17 protein-coding genes are annotated in these 17893 nt (G+C 63.0%); 6 read left to right on the top strand and 11 right to left on the bottom strand.

All coding sequences use genetic code 11. The features are described 5' to 3' along the window. Window positions 1–24: 24 nt before the first annotated feature. Entirely contained in the window at window positions 25–2763 is a 2739-nt protein-coding gene (gene polA, locus AAF563_19275; protein MEM7123428.1) for a DNA polymerase I, read from the top strand. 303 nt (window positions 2764–3066) lie between these two features. Next, the gene (locus AAF563_19270; protein MEM7123427.1) at window positions 3067–3273 is read left to right on the top strand and encodes a cold-shock protein; all 207 of its coding nucleotides are present in this window, start codon (window positions 3067–3069) and stop codon (window positions 3271–3273) included. A gap of 131 nt (window positions 3274–3404) precedes the next feature. On the opposite strand, the gene AAF563_19265 is transcribed toward AAF563_19270, so the two are convergent. Beyond that, window positions 3405–5015, bottom strand: coding sequence for a phosphoenolpyruvate carboxykinase (locus AAF563_19265; GenBank protein ID MEM7123426.1), 1611 nt, complete (start codon window positions 5013–5015; stop codon window positions 3405–3407). A gap of 127 nt (window positions 5016–5142) precedes the next feature. After that, window positions 5143–5850 carry a pyridoxamine 5'-phosphate oxidase family protein gene (locus AAF563_19260; protein MEM7123425.1) on the bottom strand — a complete coding sequence of 236 codons (708 nt, stop codon included), beginning with the start codon at window positions 5848–5850 and terminating at the stop codon, window positions 5143–5145. Window positions 5851–5932: 82 nt separating this feature from the next. On the opposite strand from AAF563_19260, the gene AAF563_19255 reads away from it, so the two are divergent. Genes AAF563_19255 through AAF563_19245 form a run of 3 tightly spaced genes read left to right on the top strand, consistent with a single transcriptional unit; the run spans window position 5933 to window position 9380 of the window. After that, the gene (locus tag AAF563_19255) at window positions 5933–6685 is read left to right on the top strand and encodes a response regulator transcription factor (GenBank protein MEM7123424.1); all 753 of its coding nucleotides are present in this window, start codon (window positions 5933–5935) and stop codon (window positions 6683–6685) included. Beyond that, a complete protein-coding gene (locus AAF563_19250; protein MEM7123423.1) occupies window positions 6654–8402 on the top strand; it encodes a stimulus-sensing domain-containing protein in 1749 nt (582 codons plus the stop codon). Before AAF563_19255 ends, AAF563_19250 begins: the two co-directional genes overlap by 32 nt. Before the next feature lie 3 nt (window positions 8403–8405). Next, window positions 8406–9380: a M23 family metallopeptidase gene (locus AAF563_19245; protein MEM7123422.1), complete on the top strand. Its 975-nt coding sequence runs from the start codon at window positions 8406–8408 to the stop codon at window positions 9378–9380. A gap of 7 nt (window positions 9381–9387) precedes the next feature. Here the strand turns inward: AAF563_19245 and AAF563_19240 are convergent, their stop codons facing one another. The 8 genes from AAF563_19240 to fghA form a co-directional block, all read right to left on the bottom strand. After that, complete coding sequence (locus tag AAF563_19240) at window positions 9388–10317, bottom strand: DMT family transporter (GenBank protein ID MEM7123421.1); 930 nt, start codon at window positions 10315–10317, stop codon at window positions 9388–9390. Window positions 10318–10397: 80 nt separating this feature from the next. Further along, window positions 10398–11258, bottom strand: a complete 861-nt coding sequence (locus AAF563_19235) for a DMT family transporter (GenBank protein MEM7123420.1) — start codon at window positions 11256–11258, stop codon at window positions 10398–10400. Next, complete coding sequence (locus AAF563_19230; protein MEM7123419.1) at window positions 11255–12148, bottom strand: DMT family transporter; 894 nt, start codon at window positions 12146–12148, stop codon at window positions 11255–11257. The genes AAF563_19235 and AAF563_19230 overlap by 4 nt, the downstream gene beginning before the upstream one ends. Further along, window positions 12148–13065, bottom strand: a complete 918-nt coding sequence (locus AAF563_19225; GenBank protein MEM7123418.1) for a DMT family transporter — start codon at window positions 13063–13065, stop codon at window positions 12148–12150. The genes AAF563_19230 and AAF563_19225 overlap by 1 nt, the downstream gene beginning before the upstream one ends. Window positions 13066–13385: 320 nt before the next feature. Next, entirely contained in the window at window positions 13386–13616 is a 231-nt protein-coding gene (locus tag AAF563_19220; GenBank protein ID MEM7123417.1) for a DUF1150 family protein, read from the bottom strand. A 41-nt stretch (window positions 13617–13657) separates the two neighbouring features. Beyond that, entirely contained in the window at window positions 13658–14119 is a 462-nt protein-coding gene (locus AAF563_19215; GenBank protein MEM7123416.1) for an Hsp20 family protein, read from the bottom strand. Between the two features lie 156 nt (window positions 14120–14275). Beyond that, the gene (locus tag AAF563_19210) at window positions 14276–15232 is read right to left on the bottom strand and encodes a dienelactone hydrolase family protein (protein MEM7123415.1); all 957 of its coding nucleotides are present in this window, start codon (window positions 15230–15232) and stop codon (window positions 14276–14278) included. Then, window positions 15229–16071 (bottom strand): S-formylglutathione hydrolase, encoded by an 843-nt coding sequence (fghA, locus tag AAF563_19205; protein ID MEM7123414.1) that lies wholly within the window; start codon window positions 16069–16071, stop codon window positions 15229–15231. The genes AAF563_19210 and fghA overlap by 4 nt, the downstream gene beginning before the upstream one ends. A gap of 135 nt (window positions 16072–16206) precedes the next feature. Here fghA and AAF563_19200 point away from each other — a divergent pair, with 135 nt between their 5' ends. Continuing rightward, window positions 16207–17583, top strand: coding sequence for a sodium:solute symporter family protein (locus AAF563_19200; GenBank protein MEM7123413.1), 1377 nt, complete (start codon window positions 16207–16209; stop codon window positions 17581–17583). A gap of 55 nt (window positions 17584–17638) precedes the next feature. On the opposite strand, the gene AAF563_19195 is transcribed toward AAF563_19200, so the two are convergent. Then, a partial coding sequence (locus AAF563_19195; GenBank protein ID MEM7123412.1) for an S-(hydroxymethyl)glutathione dehydrogenase occupies window positions 17639–17893 on the bottom strand: 255 nt, incomplete at its 5' end.

Raw genomic sequence — 17893 nt, 5'->3', positions numbered from 1 at the left:
GTAGCGGAAGGCTAAAGTGCCGCCATGGCTGAGTCACCCCAACACGTCTACCTGATCGACGGTTCCGGTTTCATCTTCCGGGCCTTCCATGCGCTTCCCCCCATGACCCGTTCCGACGGAACGCCGGTGAATGCGGTCATGGGGTTCTGCAATATGATCTTGAAGCTGATCGACAACACCGACGCCGATCACATCGCCTGCATCCTGGACTATAGTTCCAAGAGCTTCCGCAACGAGATCTACGACCAGTACAAGGCGCATCGGCCCGATCCGCCGGAAGAGCTGGTGCCGCAGTTCCCGATGATCCGCGAGGCCGCCAGAGCCTTCAACCTGCCGGTCATTGAGATGGAGGGGTATGAGGCCGATGACCTGATCGCGACCTATACCCGCTTGGCGCGCGAGGCCGGCGCGGAGGTCACCATCGTCTCGTCCGACAAGGACCTGATGCAGCTCATCGACGACGGTGTCGTCATGATGGACGGCCTGAAGAACAAGGAAATCCGCACCGAACAGGTGATCGAAAAGTTCGGCGTGCCGCCCGACAAGGTGATCGAGGTGCAGTCGCTGGCCGGCGATTCCGTCGACAACGTGCCCGGCGTGCCCGGGATCGGCGTCAAGACCGCCGCCCAGCTGATCGGGGAATACGGTGACCTGGAAAACCTGCTGGCGCATGCCGAGGAAATCAAACAGCCGAAGCGCCGCGAGAACCTGATCGCCCATGCCGACGACGCGCGGGTCTCCAAGAAGCTCGTCACGCTCGACCAGCACGTTCCGGTCGAGGAAGGGCTCGAGCAATTGATCAACCGGCCGCCGGAACCCGACGCCCTGCTCGGTTTCCTGCGCGCCCAGGAGTTCCGCACCATCACCGCCCGCGTCGAAAGCTGGTTCGGCGACAAGGCCGTCGCCGCCGCCGAACCGGTCGAGGCGAAGGCCGAGGAAGGCCACGCCGACGGCTATGAGCTGATCCAGGAGATGGCCGACCTTGAGCGATGGATCGCCGAGGCCGCGCGCTTGGGCGTCGTCGCGGTCGATACCGAAACCACCTCGATCGACGAGATGACGGCCGAACTGGTCGGCATTTCCATGAGCACGGCGGGCGGCAACGGTTGCTACATTCCGGTCGGCCACCGCCAGTCCGACGCTTTCTCCGAAAAACCCAAACAGCTTGACCGTGATGCCGTGCTCGAGAAGCTTCGGCCGCTTTTGACCGACACCGCGGTGCTGAAGATCGGCCACAACATCAAGTACGACATGGTGGTTTTGTCGCGTTACGGCGTCGACGTCACGCCGATCGACGACACCATGCTGCTGTCCTATGTGCTGGAGGGCGGCAAGCACGACCACAAGATGGATTCGCTGGCGCAGCTCTATCTCGGCGTCACCCCGATTCCGTTCAAGGAGGTCGCGGGCTCCGGCAAGTCGCAGATCACCTTTGACGAGGTGCCGCTTGACCGCGCCCTCGACTATGCCGCCGAGGATGCCGACGTCACCTTGCGCCTGTGGCTTGATCTCAAGCCGCGCCTGCCGCTGGAAAAGGTCACGCGGATCTATGAGACCATCGAGCGGCCGCTGATCTCCGTCATCGCGGAGATGGAGAAGGCCGGCGTCAAGGTCGACCGGGTCGAGCTGGAACGCATGTCGGGCGAGTTCGCCAAGCGCATCCAGAAGCTGGAGAAGGAGATCCACAAACTCGCCGGCCACGAGTTCACCATCGGCTCACCCAAGCAATTGGGCGAAGTGCTGTTCAACGAGATGGGCCTGGAAGGCGGCAAGAAGGGCAAATCAGGCGCCTATACGACCAGCGCCGACGTTCTGGAGTCGCTCGCCGCCCAGGGTCACGAACTGCCGGCCAAGGTGCTGGAATGGCGCCAGCTTTCCAAGCTGAAGAGCACCTATACCGACACGCTGGTCGAGCAGATCAACCCGGATACCGGGCGCGTCCACACATCGTTCTCCATGGCGGCGGCCTCGACCGGACGCCTGGCGAGTTCCGATCCCAACCTGCAGAACATTCCCGTCCGGACCGAGGAAGGCCGGCGTATCCGCGAGGCCTTCGTCGCCGACAAGGGCAATATCCTGTTGAGCGCCGACTATTCGCAAATCGAGCTGCGCCTGTTGGCCCACGTCGCCGACATCCCGACCTTGAAGGAAGCCTTCCGCGACGGTCTCGACATCCACGCGATGACCGCAAGCCAGGTTTTCGATGTGCCGCTAAAGGACATGGATCCGATCACGCGTCGTAATGCCAAGGCCATCAACTTTGGCATCATCTATGGCATCAGCGCATTCGGTCTGGCACGCCAACTCGGCATCGGTCGCGACGACGCGGCCGCCTACATCAAGGCCTACTTCGAACGGTATCCCGGCATCAAGGACTACATGGACCGAACCAAGAAGAAGGCCAAGGAAACCGGCTATGTGGAGACCCTGTTCGGGCGCCGCTGTCATGTGCCGGGCATTAATGACCGCAATCCGTCGACGCGCGGGTTCTATGAACGCGCCGCGATCAACGCGCCCTTGCAAGGCTCCGCCGCCGACATCATCAAACGCGCGATGATCCGCGTGCCCGGGGAGCTGGCGTCGGCGAAACTGAAGGCACGCATGCTGCTTCAGGTCCACGACGAATTGCTGTTCGAGGTGCCGGAGAAACAGGCCGACAAGACGGCCAAGCTGGTCAAACAGGTGATGGAAGACGCCGCCCACCTGTCGGTCCCGCTGACCGTCGATACCGGCACAGGCCTTACCTGGAACGACGCACATTGAGTTACCGGGCAGGCGCCAACGCGTCTGTATCAAAACGTGACGCCGGCTCGATTGGTCGAGTTGGTGTCGCCTTGGCGGGCCGGCTGCAAACGACATCACAACAACCAGGTCACGAAGATTTCGCTGGCGTTTCTCTCGACAAACGCCCATATGATTCAGGTCGGACGGTGGGTCCGGCTGGTCATCGCCGGGTTCTGCTTGTCGATGCGTCACGGTTAATACCCTGCGGCCCCTCCCAACCATTCGATTATGACTGACGACGCGGCGTTCGAATCGGACGTCGCAACAAGGAGACTTTTTTCGATGCAGAGTGGTTCCGTGAAGTGGTTTAACTCCACCAAGGGTTATGGGTTTATCGCCCCCGACAGTGGTGAACGCGACGTGTTCGTCCATATCAGCGCCGTTGAGCGCGCCGGACTGGACAGCCTGGCCGAAGGCCAGAAGGTTGAGTTCGAGGTCGTTCCAGGCCGCGACGGACGCACGTCCGCCGACAATCTAAAAGTGGTCTGAGCTAAGGGTTTCGCCCGGTCTTCGGACAGGGCGTGATCTTGAAACACAAGAGGCGGTGGGCCGATGGCCCGCCGCCTCTTTGTTTTGGACGAGTTGTCTGCTGCGCCGGCTAGAGCGAAGCGGCGTCAGCCCTACGCCGCCATGTTCGGTCCCGCCGACTTCACCTGGTCGTCGACATAGGGTGCGAAGACCTCGAAGTTCTTGTGGAAGCGGTCGCACAGGTCGCGCGCCTGGCTGTCGTAAGCGCCCTTGTCTGACCACGTCTCGCGCGGATTGAGCACCTCTCCCGGCACGTCGGGGCAGGATTCGGGCACCAACACGCCGAAGTTACTGTCCTCGCGGAACGACGCCTTGGAAAGCGAGCCGTCGAGAGCGGCGCCCAACAGCGCACGGGTGTGGCGGATCGACATACGCTCGCCGACGCCATAGGCACCGCCAGACCAGCCGGTGTTGACCAGCCAGCAGTCGGCGCCGTTCTTCTGGATCTTGTCGGCCAGCATGCGCGCATAGACCGAAGGGTGGCGCGGCATGAAAGGCGCGCCGAAGCAGGTCGAGAACGTCGCTTGCGGCTCGTTGCCCAGGCCCTTCTCGGTGCCCGCGACCTTGGCCGTGTAACCGGACAGGAAGTGATACATCGCCTGTTCGGGCGTTAGCTTGGCGATTGGCGGCAGAACGCCGAAGGCATCGGCTGTCAGCATGACCACATTGTGGGGGTGACCGGCATGGCCGGTCGGCGAAGCGTTCGGAATGAAGTCCAGCGGGTAGGCCGCGCGTGTATTCTCGGTGAAATGCGGATCGTCTAGGTCAAGGACGCGGCTATCGGGATCCATGACCACGTTTTCCAGCACCGTGCCGTAGCGTTTCGTCGTGGCATAGATTTCCGGCTCGGCCTCCGCCGAGAGGCGGATGACCTTGGCGTAACAGCCGCCTTCAAAATTGAAAACGCCGTTCTCGCCCCAGCCGTGTTCGTCATCGCCCACAAGCGTACGTCGGGGATCGGCCGAAAGCGTCGTCTTGCCGGTGCCGGAAAGGCCGAAGAAGACAGCCGAATCACCGTCCTCGCCAACATTGACGGAACAGTGCATGGGCAGGACGTCGCGCGGCGGCAACAGGAAGTTCAGGATCGAGAAGACCGATTTCTTGATCTCGCCGGCATAGGATGTCCCGCCGATCAGCACCAGCCGCTCGGTGAAATTCATGACGATCACGGTTTCCGAACGACTGCCGTCGATCGCCGGATCGGCGACGAAGCCGGGCGCCTGCAGGATCGTGAATTCGGGCTCGAAGTCGCGCCGCTGATCGAGCGGCGGCCGGATCAGAAGATTGGACGCGAAAAGACTGTGCCAGGCCTGTTCGGTGACAACACGCACCTTGACCCGGAAATCCGGGTCGGCACCGCCATAGAGGTCCTGCACAAACGCGTCGCGGCCCTGGTAGTAGGCCAGGAAACGCTGCTTCAGCGTTTGAAAGTTGTCCGGGTCCATAGCGACATTGACCTTGCCCCAGTCAACCTCGCCATCGGTGACGTCGTCGCGCACGATGAATTTGTCGCGCGCCGAGCGCCCGGTGTGTTGTCCGGTCAGGACGACCAAAGGACCGCCTGCCGCCATCCTGCTCTCGCCGCGGCGAATGGTCTCCTCATAAAGCGCCGGAGTGCCCAGGTTCCAGTATTGGCCCGCCAGATTGACGAGGCCGAGCTTGTCCAGTCCAAATGAACTGTGGACTGGTCCATACACCTGCATAAGTAGCGGCCCTCCCGGTACTTTCGCGCCCATGTTAAAAGAACGAAGCGTTTCCCCGGCGCCCCGCAAGAAGGGGAGGATTCAACGCCAAGTAACAGGCCATGACAAGACCGGAATCGTGTTTGTCTCAGCCCTTTGGTGTGGTGTCCTGCCCCATGCGATACATCAACGCGCCAACCGCGTCGTCGAGCTCGCTGACTGTACCCAGGCGTCGGTCAAAGTCGCCACGTGCCGCCCGGTCAAGTGAACGTAGTTCCGCACCGTCGGCATCAAGGGCAGCGATGACAGCATCAGGGCCGAAGACGTCCAGCGTTTGTCGGTGAAGCGCGTTCATCCGCGCCAACGCGTCAACCTCCAGCGCGGCTATGTCAGCTGCAAGCGATTGCGCGACGCGAAGGTCGCCGCCGTCCAGGTCGTCGATCCGGCCGAATCCGGCGACTTGATGCGCCCGCTCGATCACGAGCCGGTAGTGGCGGAAATCGGCGAACCCACCGATCAGCGCCGCGGAAGGGTGGCGCAGGAGGTAGCGCTTGATTGCATCGTCGTCGGTAGTGGGCTCAACGCGCCCTACCAGTGTCAGCCGCGGGCCTGTCAACCGATCGGACAACCCCGCGGTGCCATCGATCAGAATCGATGCCCGGGTGTCTTGGGCGAGATTTTTGGTGTGTTCGGCAAGGTCCGACAGAAGCATCACCGGAGCACCGTCAGGCGTCGTCGCCATGGCCACAAGCGAGGCGAAAGGCCCGCCGTCACGGCCGTCCAGGGTCGCCAGCGTGCCGTAACCCGCGCCGCGCAGCAGCCGCCGAGCCCGGTCTAAAGCCTCGATTTCAGCCACAAATCCGCCTTCCTTCTGGGGTCAGTTGCCATGGATAGGGCAGTCCTGCCGTATCATTTTTGGCCGCCAGGGTGGTAGACTGATGATGAACACAGCCATTGAAACCTTAGCCGAAAGTTGCGTTCCGTTGAGCCAGACCATCGCACTTGTCGACGATGATCAGAATATTCTGACCTCCGTGTCCATGGCCCTGGAGGCCGAGGGTTACCGAGTTCAGTGCTTCTCCGACAGCGTCGAGGCCCTGAAAGCCATTTCCGCCAGCCCGCCCGACATCGCCGTCTTGGACATCAAGATGCCGCGCCTGGACGGTATGGAGCTTTTGACCCGCCTGCGCCGCGACAAGGACCTGCCGGTCATCTTTCTGACCTCGCTGGCGGACGAAACCGACGAGGCGCTGGGTCTGAGGATGGGCGCCGATGACTACATCACCAAGCCGTTCTCGCTGCGCCTCCTCACCGAGCGCATCCGCGCCGTCCTGCGCCGCGCGGATCTGGTCAGCGGCGAGCTGCCCGAAGACGACGAGGAGATCGAGCCGCAGATGGAGCGCGGCGAACTGACGCTCGATCCCGCGCGCCACATGTGCACCTGGAAGGGTTTGCGCGTCACCCTGACGGTCACCGAGTTCCTGATCCTGAAGTCGCTCGCGCAGCGCCCGGGACACGTGAAGAGCCGCGACCAACTGTTGGACGCGGCCTATGATGACAACATCTATGTCGATGACCGCACGATCGACAGCCACATTAAAAGGATCCGCAAGAAGTTCCGGATGATCGATCCGGAATTCGGGCAGATCGAGACACTGTATGGCGTCGGATACCGCTTTAAGGAGACGTGAACCCCGCCTGACGGCGGTCGACACCGAGCGTAATGCCGACACGATCATTGGGCCGGCTGAACGCCCATCGGTCACGGCGGACCCGCGCGAGGAGATCGACCGGCATCCATCGGCATCGCTGACGCGGCGCATCCTGGCCATCAACCTGGTGCCGCTGGCGCTGTTTCTTGCGGGCGTTCTCTATCTCGACAACTATCGCGAAGGCTTGATCGCCGAGAAGGTCAACTCGCTGACCACCAATGGCGAGCTGATTGCCGGCGCGCTGGGCGAGACCGTTGTTGCATTCGGCCTGGACGACGTCTCCGCGCCGCCTGTCACGCAAATCCTGGAGGAGGATGCGCGCGCGCTGATCCGGCGCCTGGTCCAGTCGGCCGGCATTCGCGCCCGCCTGTTCGGCGCCGACGGCGCGCTGATTGCCGATAGCCGCCAACTGGTCGGCACCGGCGGCGCCGTGCACCGTGAGTACTTGCCGCCACCCGGCGATCTCGATTCCTTCGAACGCCTTTTGCGCCGGCTCGACCGGATCGCACTCGGCGTCTCGTCGGTGTGGCAGACCAACGAACCATACTCGGAGCGCGCCGATCAGACGGCCTATGACTATCCCGAAGTCGTCCACGCGCTGAACGGCATGGGTGACGAAGCTCTGCGCGATGCCGGGCGCGGCGGTCTGATCCTGACCGTGGCGGTTCCGGTCAGCCACTTCAAACAGGTTCAGGGTGCGCTGCTGTTGTCATCGGATCTGGGCGACGTGGAGCGCGAATTGCGTGCGGTGCGCAGCGACATCCTGGCCTTGGCGCTGTTGTCGTTCGGTCTGACCGTCTTGATGTCGCTCTACCTCGCCGGCACGATCGCGCGGCCGGTCCGAAAGCTGGCGCTGGCTGCCGAGAAGGTCGGGCGCGGCACCGGCAAGGCAGGCTCGATCCCCGATTTTGCCAGTCGGGGCGACGAGATCGGCGAGCTGTCGCGCGCGCTGATCGACATGACGCGCACCCTGGAAAACCGCATGATGGCGACGGAGCGGTTCGCCGCCGATGTCGCGCATGAAATCAAGAACCCGCTGTCGTCGCTCAAGAGCGCGCTTGAAACCATCCAGCGCATAGAGGACCCGGAGCGGCGCGCCAAGCTCATGGCGATCGCCGCCGACGACTTGAACCGTCTCGACCGCTTGATCACCGACATCTCCGATGCCTCACGCCTCGATGCCGAGTTGAATCGCGCCGACACGGAGAAGGTCGATATCGGCGCGACCCTGCAGGCACTGGCCATGGTCATGCAGACCACCTGGGGCGACGACGGTCCGCGTGTCGACCTGAACGATGCACTCAGCGGCGCCGATGTCGCCGGCCGTTTCGTGGTCCGCGGCGTCGAAGACCGCCTGGTCCAGGTGTTCCGCAACCTCTTGGTCAACGCGCGCTCGTTCAGCCCGCCTGACGGAACCGTGCGCATCGCCGCGCGCCAGGACGGACGTTGGGTCGAGATCACGGTCAGCGACCAGGGTCCCGGCATTCCCGCCGGCAAGGAAAACGATATCTTCAATCGTTTCTACAGCGATCGTCCGCCGGGTGAGAAGTTCGGCACCCATTCGGGTCTGGGCCTCAGCATCTCGCGCCAGATCATCGAAGCCCATCACGGCACCATCACAGCATCGAACCTGGGCAGCAATCCGGCGTCGCCAGACGGTGCGTGTTTCACCGTGCGCCTGCTGACCGGCACCTAAGCCGTGGCCCGTCGCGCGTGGCTCGCCGGACCGGCACTCGCGGCGACTTTCCTTGCTGTCTTTACAGCGCATGCAGGCGAGCTGCCGAAGCTTGATCTGCCCGTCGCCTGCGCCATCGGCGAGCAGTGTTTCGTTCAGAATTATGTCGATCATGACGCCGGACCCGGCTTCGGCGACTATACCTGCGGCAGTCTCAGTTTCGACCGCCATACCGGCACCGACTTTACGTTGGTCGACCGTGCGCCAGATGTCGAACCGGTCGCGGTTCTTGCAGCGGCAGACGGACGGGTGAAGACCGTTGGCTCACCGCCCAAGACGGCATCGCAGCTGCATTGGACCCAACCGGGACACCATGTCGTCATTGATCATGGTGGGGGATGGACAACGCTTTATGCCCACATGGCGCCCGGCAGTGTCATCGTCGACGCTGGCGCAACCGTCGTCGCGGGCGAACGTATCGGCACGATCGGCAACAGCGGCGAAGCACGGTTCGACCATCTGCACTTCGAAGTCCAGCATCATGGCGCGGTGGTCGACCCCTTTTCCGGCACCGGCCCCGGCATCATCTGCGGCGTCTCGTTGGCGTCGCTGTGGTCCGGCGCGGCGGCCGAGGTGTTGGCCTATCGCCCCACCGGCCTTCTGGGCCACGGGTTTGCCGGTGACCTGATCCGCGACGGAGCGACACCGGCGCCAGCCATGCCCGACGCCGCGACCATTGTCTTCTGGGCCGATCTCTTTGGCTTAAGGCCCGGTGATCGCGTAGAAGCGCGTTTGCTGGCGCCAGACGGCCGTATCCTGGCGGCCGAGCCGACGGAACTCGACACGGTGGCCGCGCGCCTGTTGACCCAGGCCGGCTACCACAGGCCCGAGAGCGGCTGGCCGGTCGGCGAATACCGTGGCAGCGTGACGCTGATGCGGCCCGGCACCGACGGCTGGCAGATCATCACCGATGCCGAGTTGACGCTGCACATACCCTGACGGCTCGCTACCGCCAGCGGCGCAGGCCCCGATAGCCGGTGACCGCATTGCGCGCCAGCGCGCGCTCGCGCTGCAGGATGTAAAGACCGCTCATGACCAGAACGGCGGAACCGCCAACCAGGCTCCACGACGGGATCTCATGCCAGATCATGAAGCCCAGGAATCCGGCCCAGATCAGTGCCACATAGTCGAACGGCGCCAGCAACGACGGCGCGGCGCGACGAAACGCTTCAACGCCGAGGTACTGACCGATCGTGCTGGCAAACGCGATACCGAGCAGCAGGGCCAGACCCAGCCAGTCCATGGCAACCCAGGTATCCAGCAGTACGACGCCAATCGCCATGATGACGAGAATGTAGCCGTTGACCCAGACCAGGATGACCGCGGTCGATGTCGCAACCGCCAGCTTGCGCGTGGCAATCGCTGCAAGCGCGTAGAATGCGGCCGAGGCGAGCGCCCATAGTGCGGCCGGCTGGAACACCGCCGTGCCCGGTTCCATGATGATAAGGACGCCAGCGAATCCGACGACGACCGCCGCCCAGCGCCTTGGCCCGACCTTTTCTTTCAGCAACGGAACGCTCAGCGCTGTAATGAACAACGGTCCAGCGAACGACACCGCGACCGTCTCGGCGAGCGGAAGCACCTTGAGCGCCTCGATGAAGGTGATGAAGGATGTCGTGCCAAAGACGACGCGCATCAGGACAATGCGGTGACTGACGAAACCCAGACGGTGCAGGCCACCGCTGCGCGCCACCAGTATCAATGCAAACGGGACCGCGACCAGGCTGCGGATTAGAATGATCTGGGTGAAGTGATACTCGCCTGCGACCCATTTGACGATGGCGTCGGACACGGAGAAGGCGGCGATCGACAGGCTGATCAAAACGATCGCGACGACCGGCGAGCCCTGGTCGGCGGACTTTGCAGAATCTGACACGTTGGTGTGGTCCGAATGGACGTTGGAAACACTCGCATAGAGCCATGGCGGGCGCAGCGCAACGCTTAGAATGGTAATTCTTAGCGACCGCGCTCGTGGCGTACCATGACCAAACCGCTGGCGATCAGGATAGCGGCGCCCAGGCCAACCTGCCAGGTGGGCACCTCGCCGAACATCAGATAGCCGACGATGACAACATAGATGAAGGCGACATAGTCGAACGGCGCGACGGTCGCGGCGCTGGCGTGACGATAGGCCTGGGCCAGCAGAAACTGCGCCAGCGTCGCCAAGGCGCCAACCGCCAGCAACAACACAAGATCGGTAAGCGGCGGAACAACCCATATGAAAGGCTGCACCGGCAGCAGAACCGCAACGACGAACAGATTGGTGAACAGGACGATGGTCAGGCTGCTTTCCGATTTGGTCAGGTCACGTGTCGTGACCATGGCAAGCCCATAGATCGCAGCGCCCAGCAAGGCAACGATGGCCCATTGGGTCGCGACGCCACTGCCCGGCTCCATGATGACCACCACGCCGATGAATCCGACGCCAATGGCAATCGCGCGCGTTAAACCAACCTTCTCCTTCAAGATCGGAATACCGAACAGCGCAATGAAGATTGGACCGGTCATGAAGATGGTGAACGCGTCGGCTAGCGCCATGTTGGCCAACACCAGATACATCAGGGCGACACCGATCAGGCTCGTGTACCCGCGGAACATCAGCAATCCCAGCCGACGTGGTCTCAGATCGGCGAAACGTCGCAGCGACACGATGATCACGAGCATGGTCGACATCATCACCGCCGAGCGGACGAACTGAATTTGGAGCACCGGATAGTCCGCAGTCAGGTAACGGACCAGACCGTCCTGTAGCGCATAAAAAATGACGGCAACATTGATATAGGCGATGCCCAGAAGCGATCGATCACCAGCCCTCACGCCTTGCTCTCGCCCGCCATGCGTTTGAGCTGTCGCGCTTCGTCATAAACGATGAAGATACCGCTGGCGATCAGCAGCACGGCGCCGGCAATCAGGTTCCAACTGGGGATCTCGGCAAAGACCAGATAGCTGATGATCGCAATGTAGAGCACACCCATGTAATCGAACGTGATCACCGTGTTTGCGGCGGCAAAGCGATAAGCCTGCATCATCAAGTACTGCGTGATGCCCGCGAGAAGACCGACGGCGAAGAGCATCGGGAATTCCGAGGCCGGCGTTGACGTCCAGAGAAACGGCATGAACGGCAACAGTGTTAGGCTGCCGAACAGAGGGAAGTAAAAGATGATTGTCAGACTGTCTTCCGTGCGCGTGAGGACGCGGTTGACCATCATGGCGAGCGCGTAAGCGCCGGCCGAGATGAACGCGACGAAGGCCCAGATATTGAACAGCCCGGCGCCCGGGCGCATGACGATGGCGACCCCCACAAACCCCAGAACAACGGCGCCCCATCGGGCCGCCGGGACGCGTTCGCGCAAAAGCCAGCCCGACAGCGCCGCGACGAAGATCGGCGCCGATAGGCTGATCGTGGTCGCGTCGTCGAGCTCAAGAAACTTGATGCTGAAGAAGAAGCTGCCGCTCGCGATGGCCCCCAGCACACCGCGCAGAACCAAAAGCCACCATCTGTTGGCTTGGAACAGCTCGCGACGCTTCATGCCGACGATGGCGGCACCGACCAGGATCGCCATGACGACGAACCGAATGAAGGCGATCTGGATCGGTGAATAGTCCTCTGTGAGGAGCCGGATCAAAGCCTCGTTGCAGGCAAGGATCATTAACGCGACGTTGATGTAGACGATGCCGAGCAGCGGTCGGTGGGCGTGGCTGGCCATCAAGGCGGCCCGCCGGAAGTCGCGCGTCGCAGCGACGCCTCCCTGTACACCGTGTAAAGACCGCTCGCGACCACAATCAGAGCCCCCGCCACCGACCATAGATCCGGAATGTCGCCCCAAACGACATAACCCAGGATAACAGCCCAGACGAGCGCGAGGTACTCAAAGGGCGCGACCACCGATAGCGGCGCGGCACGGAACGCGCTGGTCATGCAGAATTGGGCGAGGCCCGCGCACAGACCAACGGCGGCGAAAAGACCCCAGTCGACGATGCTGGGTGTCAGCCATTCGCCAGGCAGGATCAGCAGCACCACACCGCTGCCGATGCTGTTGAAGATGATCTGGAAGAGCACCATGGTCTCGGCAGATTCGGTCACACCCAACCGGCGCGTGTGCACGAACGCCATGCCGAAAAAGACCACCGAGGACATCGCCAGCATGGTCGCGGCCAACGGGAACTCGCCGCTGGGCCCGACGATCAGCAGAACGCCGAAAAACCCGGCGAAGATCGCGGCCCAGCGCCGGGCATCGACGGTTTCGCCCAGCAGCAGCGCACCGAACGCCGTCACCACCAGCGGCATCGCCATCCCGACCGCCACCATGTCGGCAAGCGGCACCATGTCGAGCGCGCCGACCCAGGTCGCGAACGCCATGAACAACAAGAAGCCACGCAGCAGCAACGCGCCGAACTTGCGTGTCGTCAGCGTCTTGCGGAAGCCTGCCCGGCGGACCAGTACCAGCACGGGCACAAAGGAAAACAGCGACCGCAACAGCAACAGCTGGTAGACGAAATAGGCCGTCACCAGCCATTTGTTCAGCGCGTCATGCCAGGCAAACAGCGTGATGCCGACCAACATAAAGGCGATGCCGTGAAGCCGGCCGCGCCAGTCGCCGTCGGGGGATGGATTGGATGACACGGCAGGCCCGCCCCGAGTTTGGAGCGGGCACTATCGGTGCCGAATGGGGTGCTGACAAGCGGCCATGAGCACCCTCACCCAGCTTCGGCCCAAGCTAGGCTAATCCATGGACTAGCTCTTATCTAAGAATGGGAGGCCGATTCACGACCCACATCGTTCGATGTGGGTCGACCGGGCTCCGAGGCGCTAGCGCGGCCAAGCCTGCACGTCCATCTCCCTCCAGGGGAGAGGGAAACAATGCTGGGCGCCCTCTCCGCTTTAGGGAGAGGGCCGGGGTGAGGGGTCCGCGCGTTAGCGCGCTTAAAGATGGTTGATCCGCGTTACTGGATGCTGACCGGCTCCAGGTCGTTCTGGCGCGCGGCGACAAACGCCAGCTCACGCGATTCGACGACGGCCAGCAGGCTGCCGTCCGCGCCATGGATGCCATAGGCCTTGCCCTGCTCGGTCTCGACCGGCGCGACATAGGCCAGATGCGGCGCGCCCATTTTGGCGAACGCCTCCGGCGACATGGCGGCGATCGCGTCTTTGAATGTGTTCTCCGTGTTCGGCATGGTTACTCTCCTCTACACCCGTCATGCGGCGTGTTACGCGGTCAGGACTTCTGCTCCAGACCCTCGACGATCTTGGCGCGGCTACCGGTTCCGTCGCCGGCCTTGATGTCGATGACCTTTTGTTTGACCTCCGGGATCGGCCGTTCCAGGTCGACATGCAGTAGGCCGTTGTCGAGCGACGCGCCGACAACCTCGATACCCTCGGCGAGCACGAAGCTGCGCACGAACTGGCGCGCGGCGATGCCGCGATGCAGGTAGATCCGCTTGTCGTCGTCGACCTGTTTGCCGCGCACGATCAGCTGGTTTTCCTCCACCAGGACGCTCAAATCGTCCATGGTGAAGCCGGCCACGGCCAGGGTGATCCTGAGGCCGTTCTCGCCGATCTGCTCAATGTTGTAGGGCGGATAGCCGTCGCTGGACGTTTTGGCGACCCGATCGAGCACACGCTCGAAATGGTCAAAACCCAGCAAAAGCGGGCTGTCAAAGGCCGTCATTCGGGCCATAGGGGCATCTCCTCCACTGAGCGAGGGCCTGACGTTCAATGCCGGAATCCAATGGCAAACCGGCATATGCCACCCCGAAATGGCGGCGGCACGAGGGTTAACGTGGGAACGGAAGCTAGCGATTTCAAGCGCTTAGCTAAAACGCCGTTCCCGGCACTATGGCGAAAAGGCGGCCGCCAGGAAGTCGAGCAGCGCTTGCTGCGCCGCGGCCGCCGCCTCGGCATTGCCGCCGGCCTCGGCGCCACGCCGCCCGCACGCGGTGAGCACGTCGCCGAGCGACGCACCATCGACCGTGTCGCCAGTGGTGCGTTCGACGAAGACACCAGGACCGGTCTCCTCGATCAGGCAGTCGGACGGAATCATGCCGGTGACGGGCACCCAGTCCAGACCGTCTAGAGTCGGATGATCGAAGGCGTGGCGGGCGCCCGGATAGATCACGAGGTCGACCGGCTCACCCGCCATCGACGCCACGAGATCGCGGCACAACACAGCCGGCGTGACGTTATCGTTATCGCCCATCTGGATCAGCACCGGCGCGCCGGTCGTTGTCGTGTCCAGGGGCCTGAGGCCGCACCATGGATAGAACGCCGCGTGGGCGGCGAAACGGTCACCACCATAGGCGGCGCGGATCGTTTCAAGCGCACCATAAAGCGCGGCGATGCCGCCTTTGGAAAAGCCGACCAGGGCGATGCTGTCGCCGTCAATTCTCGGATCGGCCGCAAGCGCGCGACGTGCCGCGAACGCGTCGGCCAGTATACTGGCCTCTGTCACCAGCGTCTGATCGTCGACCGTGCGTGTGACGCCACGTGCGCCAAAGCTGTCGACGACAAAGGCGGCGTAGCCGGCGTCGCGCAAGAGTTCGGCGTAGAACCAATCCTGGCTGCCCGGTCCCGATGCGCTGTGCAGCAGAATGACGGCGGGCCACGGTGGCGGACTGTCGGGCGTCATCAGGTAGCCCCAAACGCCTTGAGGCTGCCCGGCGTCCCCCGTCATGACCTCGTTCAGGAAACCATAGTTGGCGCTATCGAAATCAATCCGTTCGCTTGATGACGGCGCCGTGGCACAACCTGTTGCCAGCAACAGAACAGCCAGCAGCGCCGCGCGCGACTTCACGGGTTAAGCGCGGCCGCGTGGTGGGCGAAGTGGTCGGCCATGAAGGACTGTACGAACCAATAGCTGTGGTCGTAACCGTCGCGCATGTTGAGCGTCAGCGCCTGGCCCTTCTCCGCGCAGACCGCTTCCAGACGATCGGGCAGCAGGTTGGGCAGGAACTCGTCGACGGTACCCTGGTCGGCCAGGATCGGCGGGCATGTATGGCCCGAGGCAATGAGGTCGCAGACGTCGTAGCGCCGCCATGACTCCTGGTCGTCGCCCAGATAACCTTTGAGCGCGTTGATACCGGGCTCGCAGTTCATCAGCGACACCATCGGTGCGAAAGCCGAGACGGACTGAAACATGCCGGGGTTCTTCAACGCCAGCGACAGCGCGCCGTGACCGCCCATGGAATGGCCGAAGACACTGCGCCGCGCGCCGTCAGCCGGGAAGTTGCCTTCCACCACGCCCGGCAGCTCTTTGACGATATAGCTTTCCATGCGGTAGTGGCGCGACCATGGCTCGGCCGTCGCATCCAGATAGAAGCCGGCGCCGGTGCCGAAAGCCCAGTCGTCGTCCTCGCCCGGAATGCCGGTCTCGCGCGGGCTGGTGTCGGGCGCGACAACGACAAAACCGTGTTCGGCCGCCAGCCGCTGGGCGCCCGCCTTAATGGTGAAATTCTCTTCGGTACAGGTGAGGCCTGAAAGGTAATAGAGCACCGGCACGGGCCCGTTCTCGGCCTGCGGCGGGCGATAGAGTGCGAACCGCATGGGCAGCCCGATCTCGTCGGACTGGTGGCGATAGATCCCCTGCACGCCACCGAAGCAGCGGTTTTCGGAAATGGTTTCGATGGCTGTCATGAGTTCCTCCGTGGTCGGTTCGCTCTAACAGCCCGTCGACAGGTTGACAATGTCGCGGATATGGAATCGTGTGCCGTTGCGCAAAAGCGCTCCATCATCCATCGGGATCTCCGTGTCCATGCGGCTCGCCACGACATGATCGACTATATCGTCGTCGCCGGTTACCTGTGCATCGTTCTGGCGATAGGGCTCTGGACCAGCCGCGCTATCAAGTCGGTCGACGAATATGCCGTCGCCGGGCGCTCCTACGGATCGATTGTGGTCTTCGCCACCATGTCGGCGTCGTTCATCGGCGGCGGGTTTTCCATCGGCAACGCCGAGAAGGTGTTCCTGTTCGGCATCGTCAACGTGGTCGGCCTGTGGGGCTTCAGCCTAAAGGAGATCCTGGTCGCCCGCTATATCGCGCCGCGCATGGTGCACTTTCCCGGTGCCATCTCGGCCGGTGACATCCTGGCGACCAGCTACGGACGCACCGGGCGCATGGTCAGCGGGGTCTTCGCCCTTCTGCTGTGCACCGGCATCGTCGGCGCGCAGGTCGGCGCAATCGGTGCGATCTTCAACGTCTTTCTTGGCATGCAGATCGAGGTCGGCATCCTGATCGGCTGCGGCATCGTGATCGCCTATACGACAGCCGGCGGCATGCGGGCCGTGGTGGTGACCGACCTCTTTCAGTTCGTCATGCTGGCGATCGGCATCCCGCTGGTGCTCGTCTTCGGCATCATTTATGTCGGCGGGTTCGACGCGCTGGTCGCGGCGGTGCCGAAGGACCGGTTCGAGGTTCCCGGGATCCACTACACCTGGATCGGGGTCGGCGCGCTGTTCCTGACCTTTCTGTTGGGCGAGACCCTGGTGCCGCCCTATCTGCAGCGCCTCTTGATCAGCAAGGACGCCAACAAGGCCGCGCGCGGCGTCCTGATGTCCGGCCTCTTCTCCATCCCCTTCTTCGCGATATCCGGCTTGATCGGGCTCGTCGCGCTCGCCATGGACCCGGCAATCGCCTCCAACCTCGCCCTGCCGCACGTGGTCGTCAATGTCCTGCCGCCGGTGCTCAAGGGCTTGGTGATTGCGGGCATCATCGCGATCGTCATGTCGTCGGGCGACTCGTTCCTGAACTCCGCGGCGATCGCCTTCGTCAACGATCTGGTCAAGCCAGTCGCGGGATCGCGGCTGGGCGAGCTCGGCTACCTGCGTTTGGCGAAGGCGGTGACCCTCATCGTCGGCCTGCTCTCCGTCGGCTTCGCGCTGACGATCGAGAGCCTGCTGGACATCCTGATCTTCGCTTACACCTATTGGGCGCCGGTCATCGTCGTGCCGCTGGCTGCGACGATCTTGGGTTATCCCAAGAGCACGCGCTGTTTCGTCGCCGGCGCCATCGGCGGTTTCATCACCGCGCTCCTGTGGAACCAACTCCTGGGCAAGCCTTTGTTGATAGAAGGTTTCGTCATCGGCGCCTTGGTCAACGTCGCGCTGTTCGTCGCCATTCCCACCGCACGGCCACGGTCGGAAAGCTGATAACAAAACGGCGCCCGGTTTCCCGGACGCCGTCTGCCTCAAAGATACTCTCTGATCAGTACGTAATGACGCTGCGGATCGACTCGCCTTCGTGCATCAGGTGGAAGGCCTCGTTGATCTTATCGAGCGGCATGGTGTGGGTGATCATGTCGTCGATGTTGATCTTGCCGTCCATGTACCAGTCGACGATCTTCGGCACGTCCGTGCGGCCCTTGGCGCCGCCGAAGGCGGTGCCGCGCCCCACGCGGCCGGTGACGAGCGGGAACGGGCGGGTCGACATCTCCGCGCCAGCCGGCGCGACGCCGAGGAT

Source organism: Pseudomonadota bacterium, from assembly GCA_039028155.1.
GTDB lineage: Bacteria > Pseudomonadota > Alphaproteobacteria > SP197 > SP197 > JANQGO01.
The sequence above is the reverse complement of the archived record's forward strand: the minus strand, read 5'-3'. Positions and strand labels throughout refer to the sequence as shown.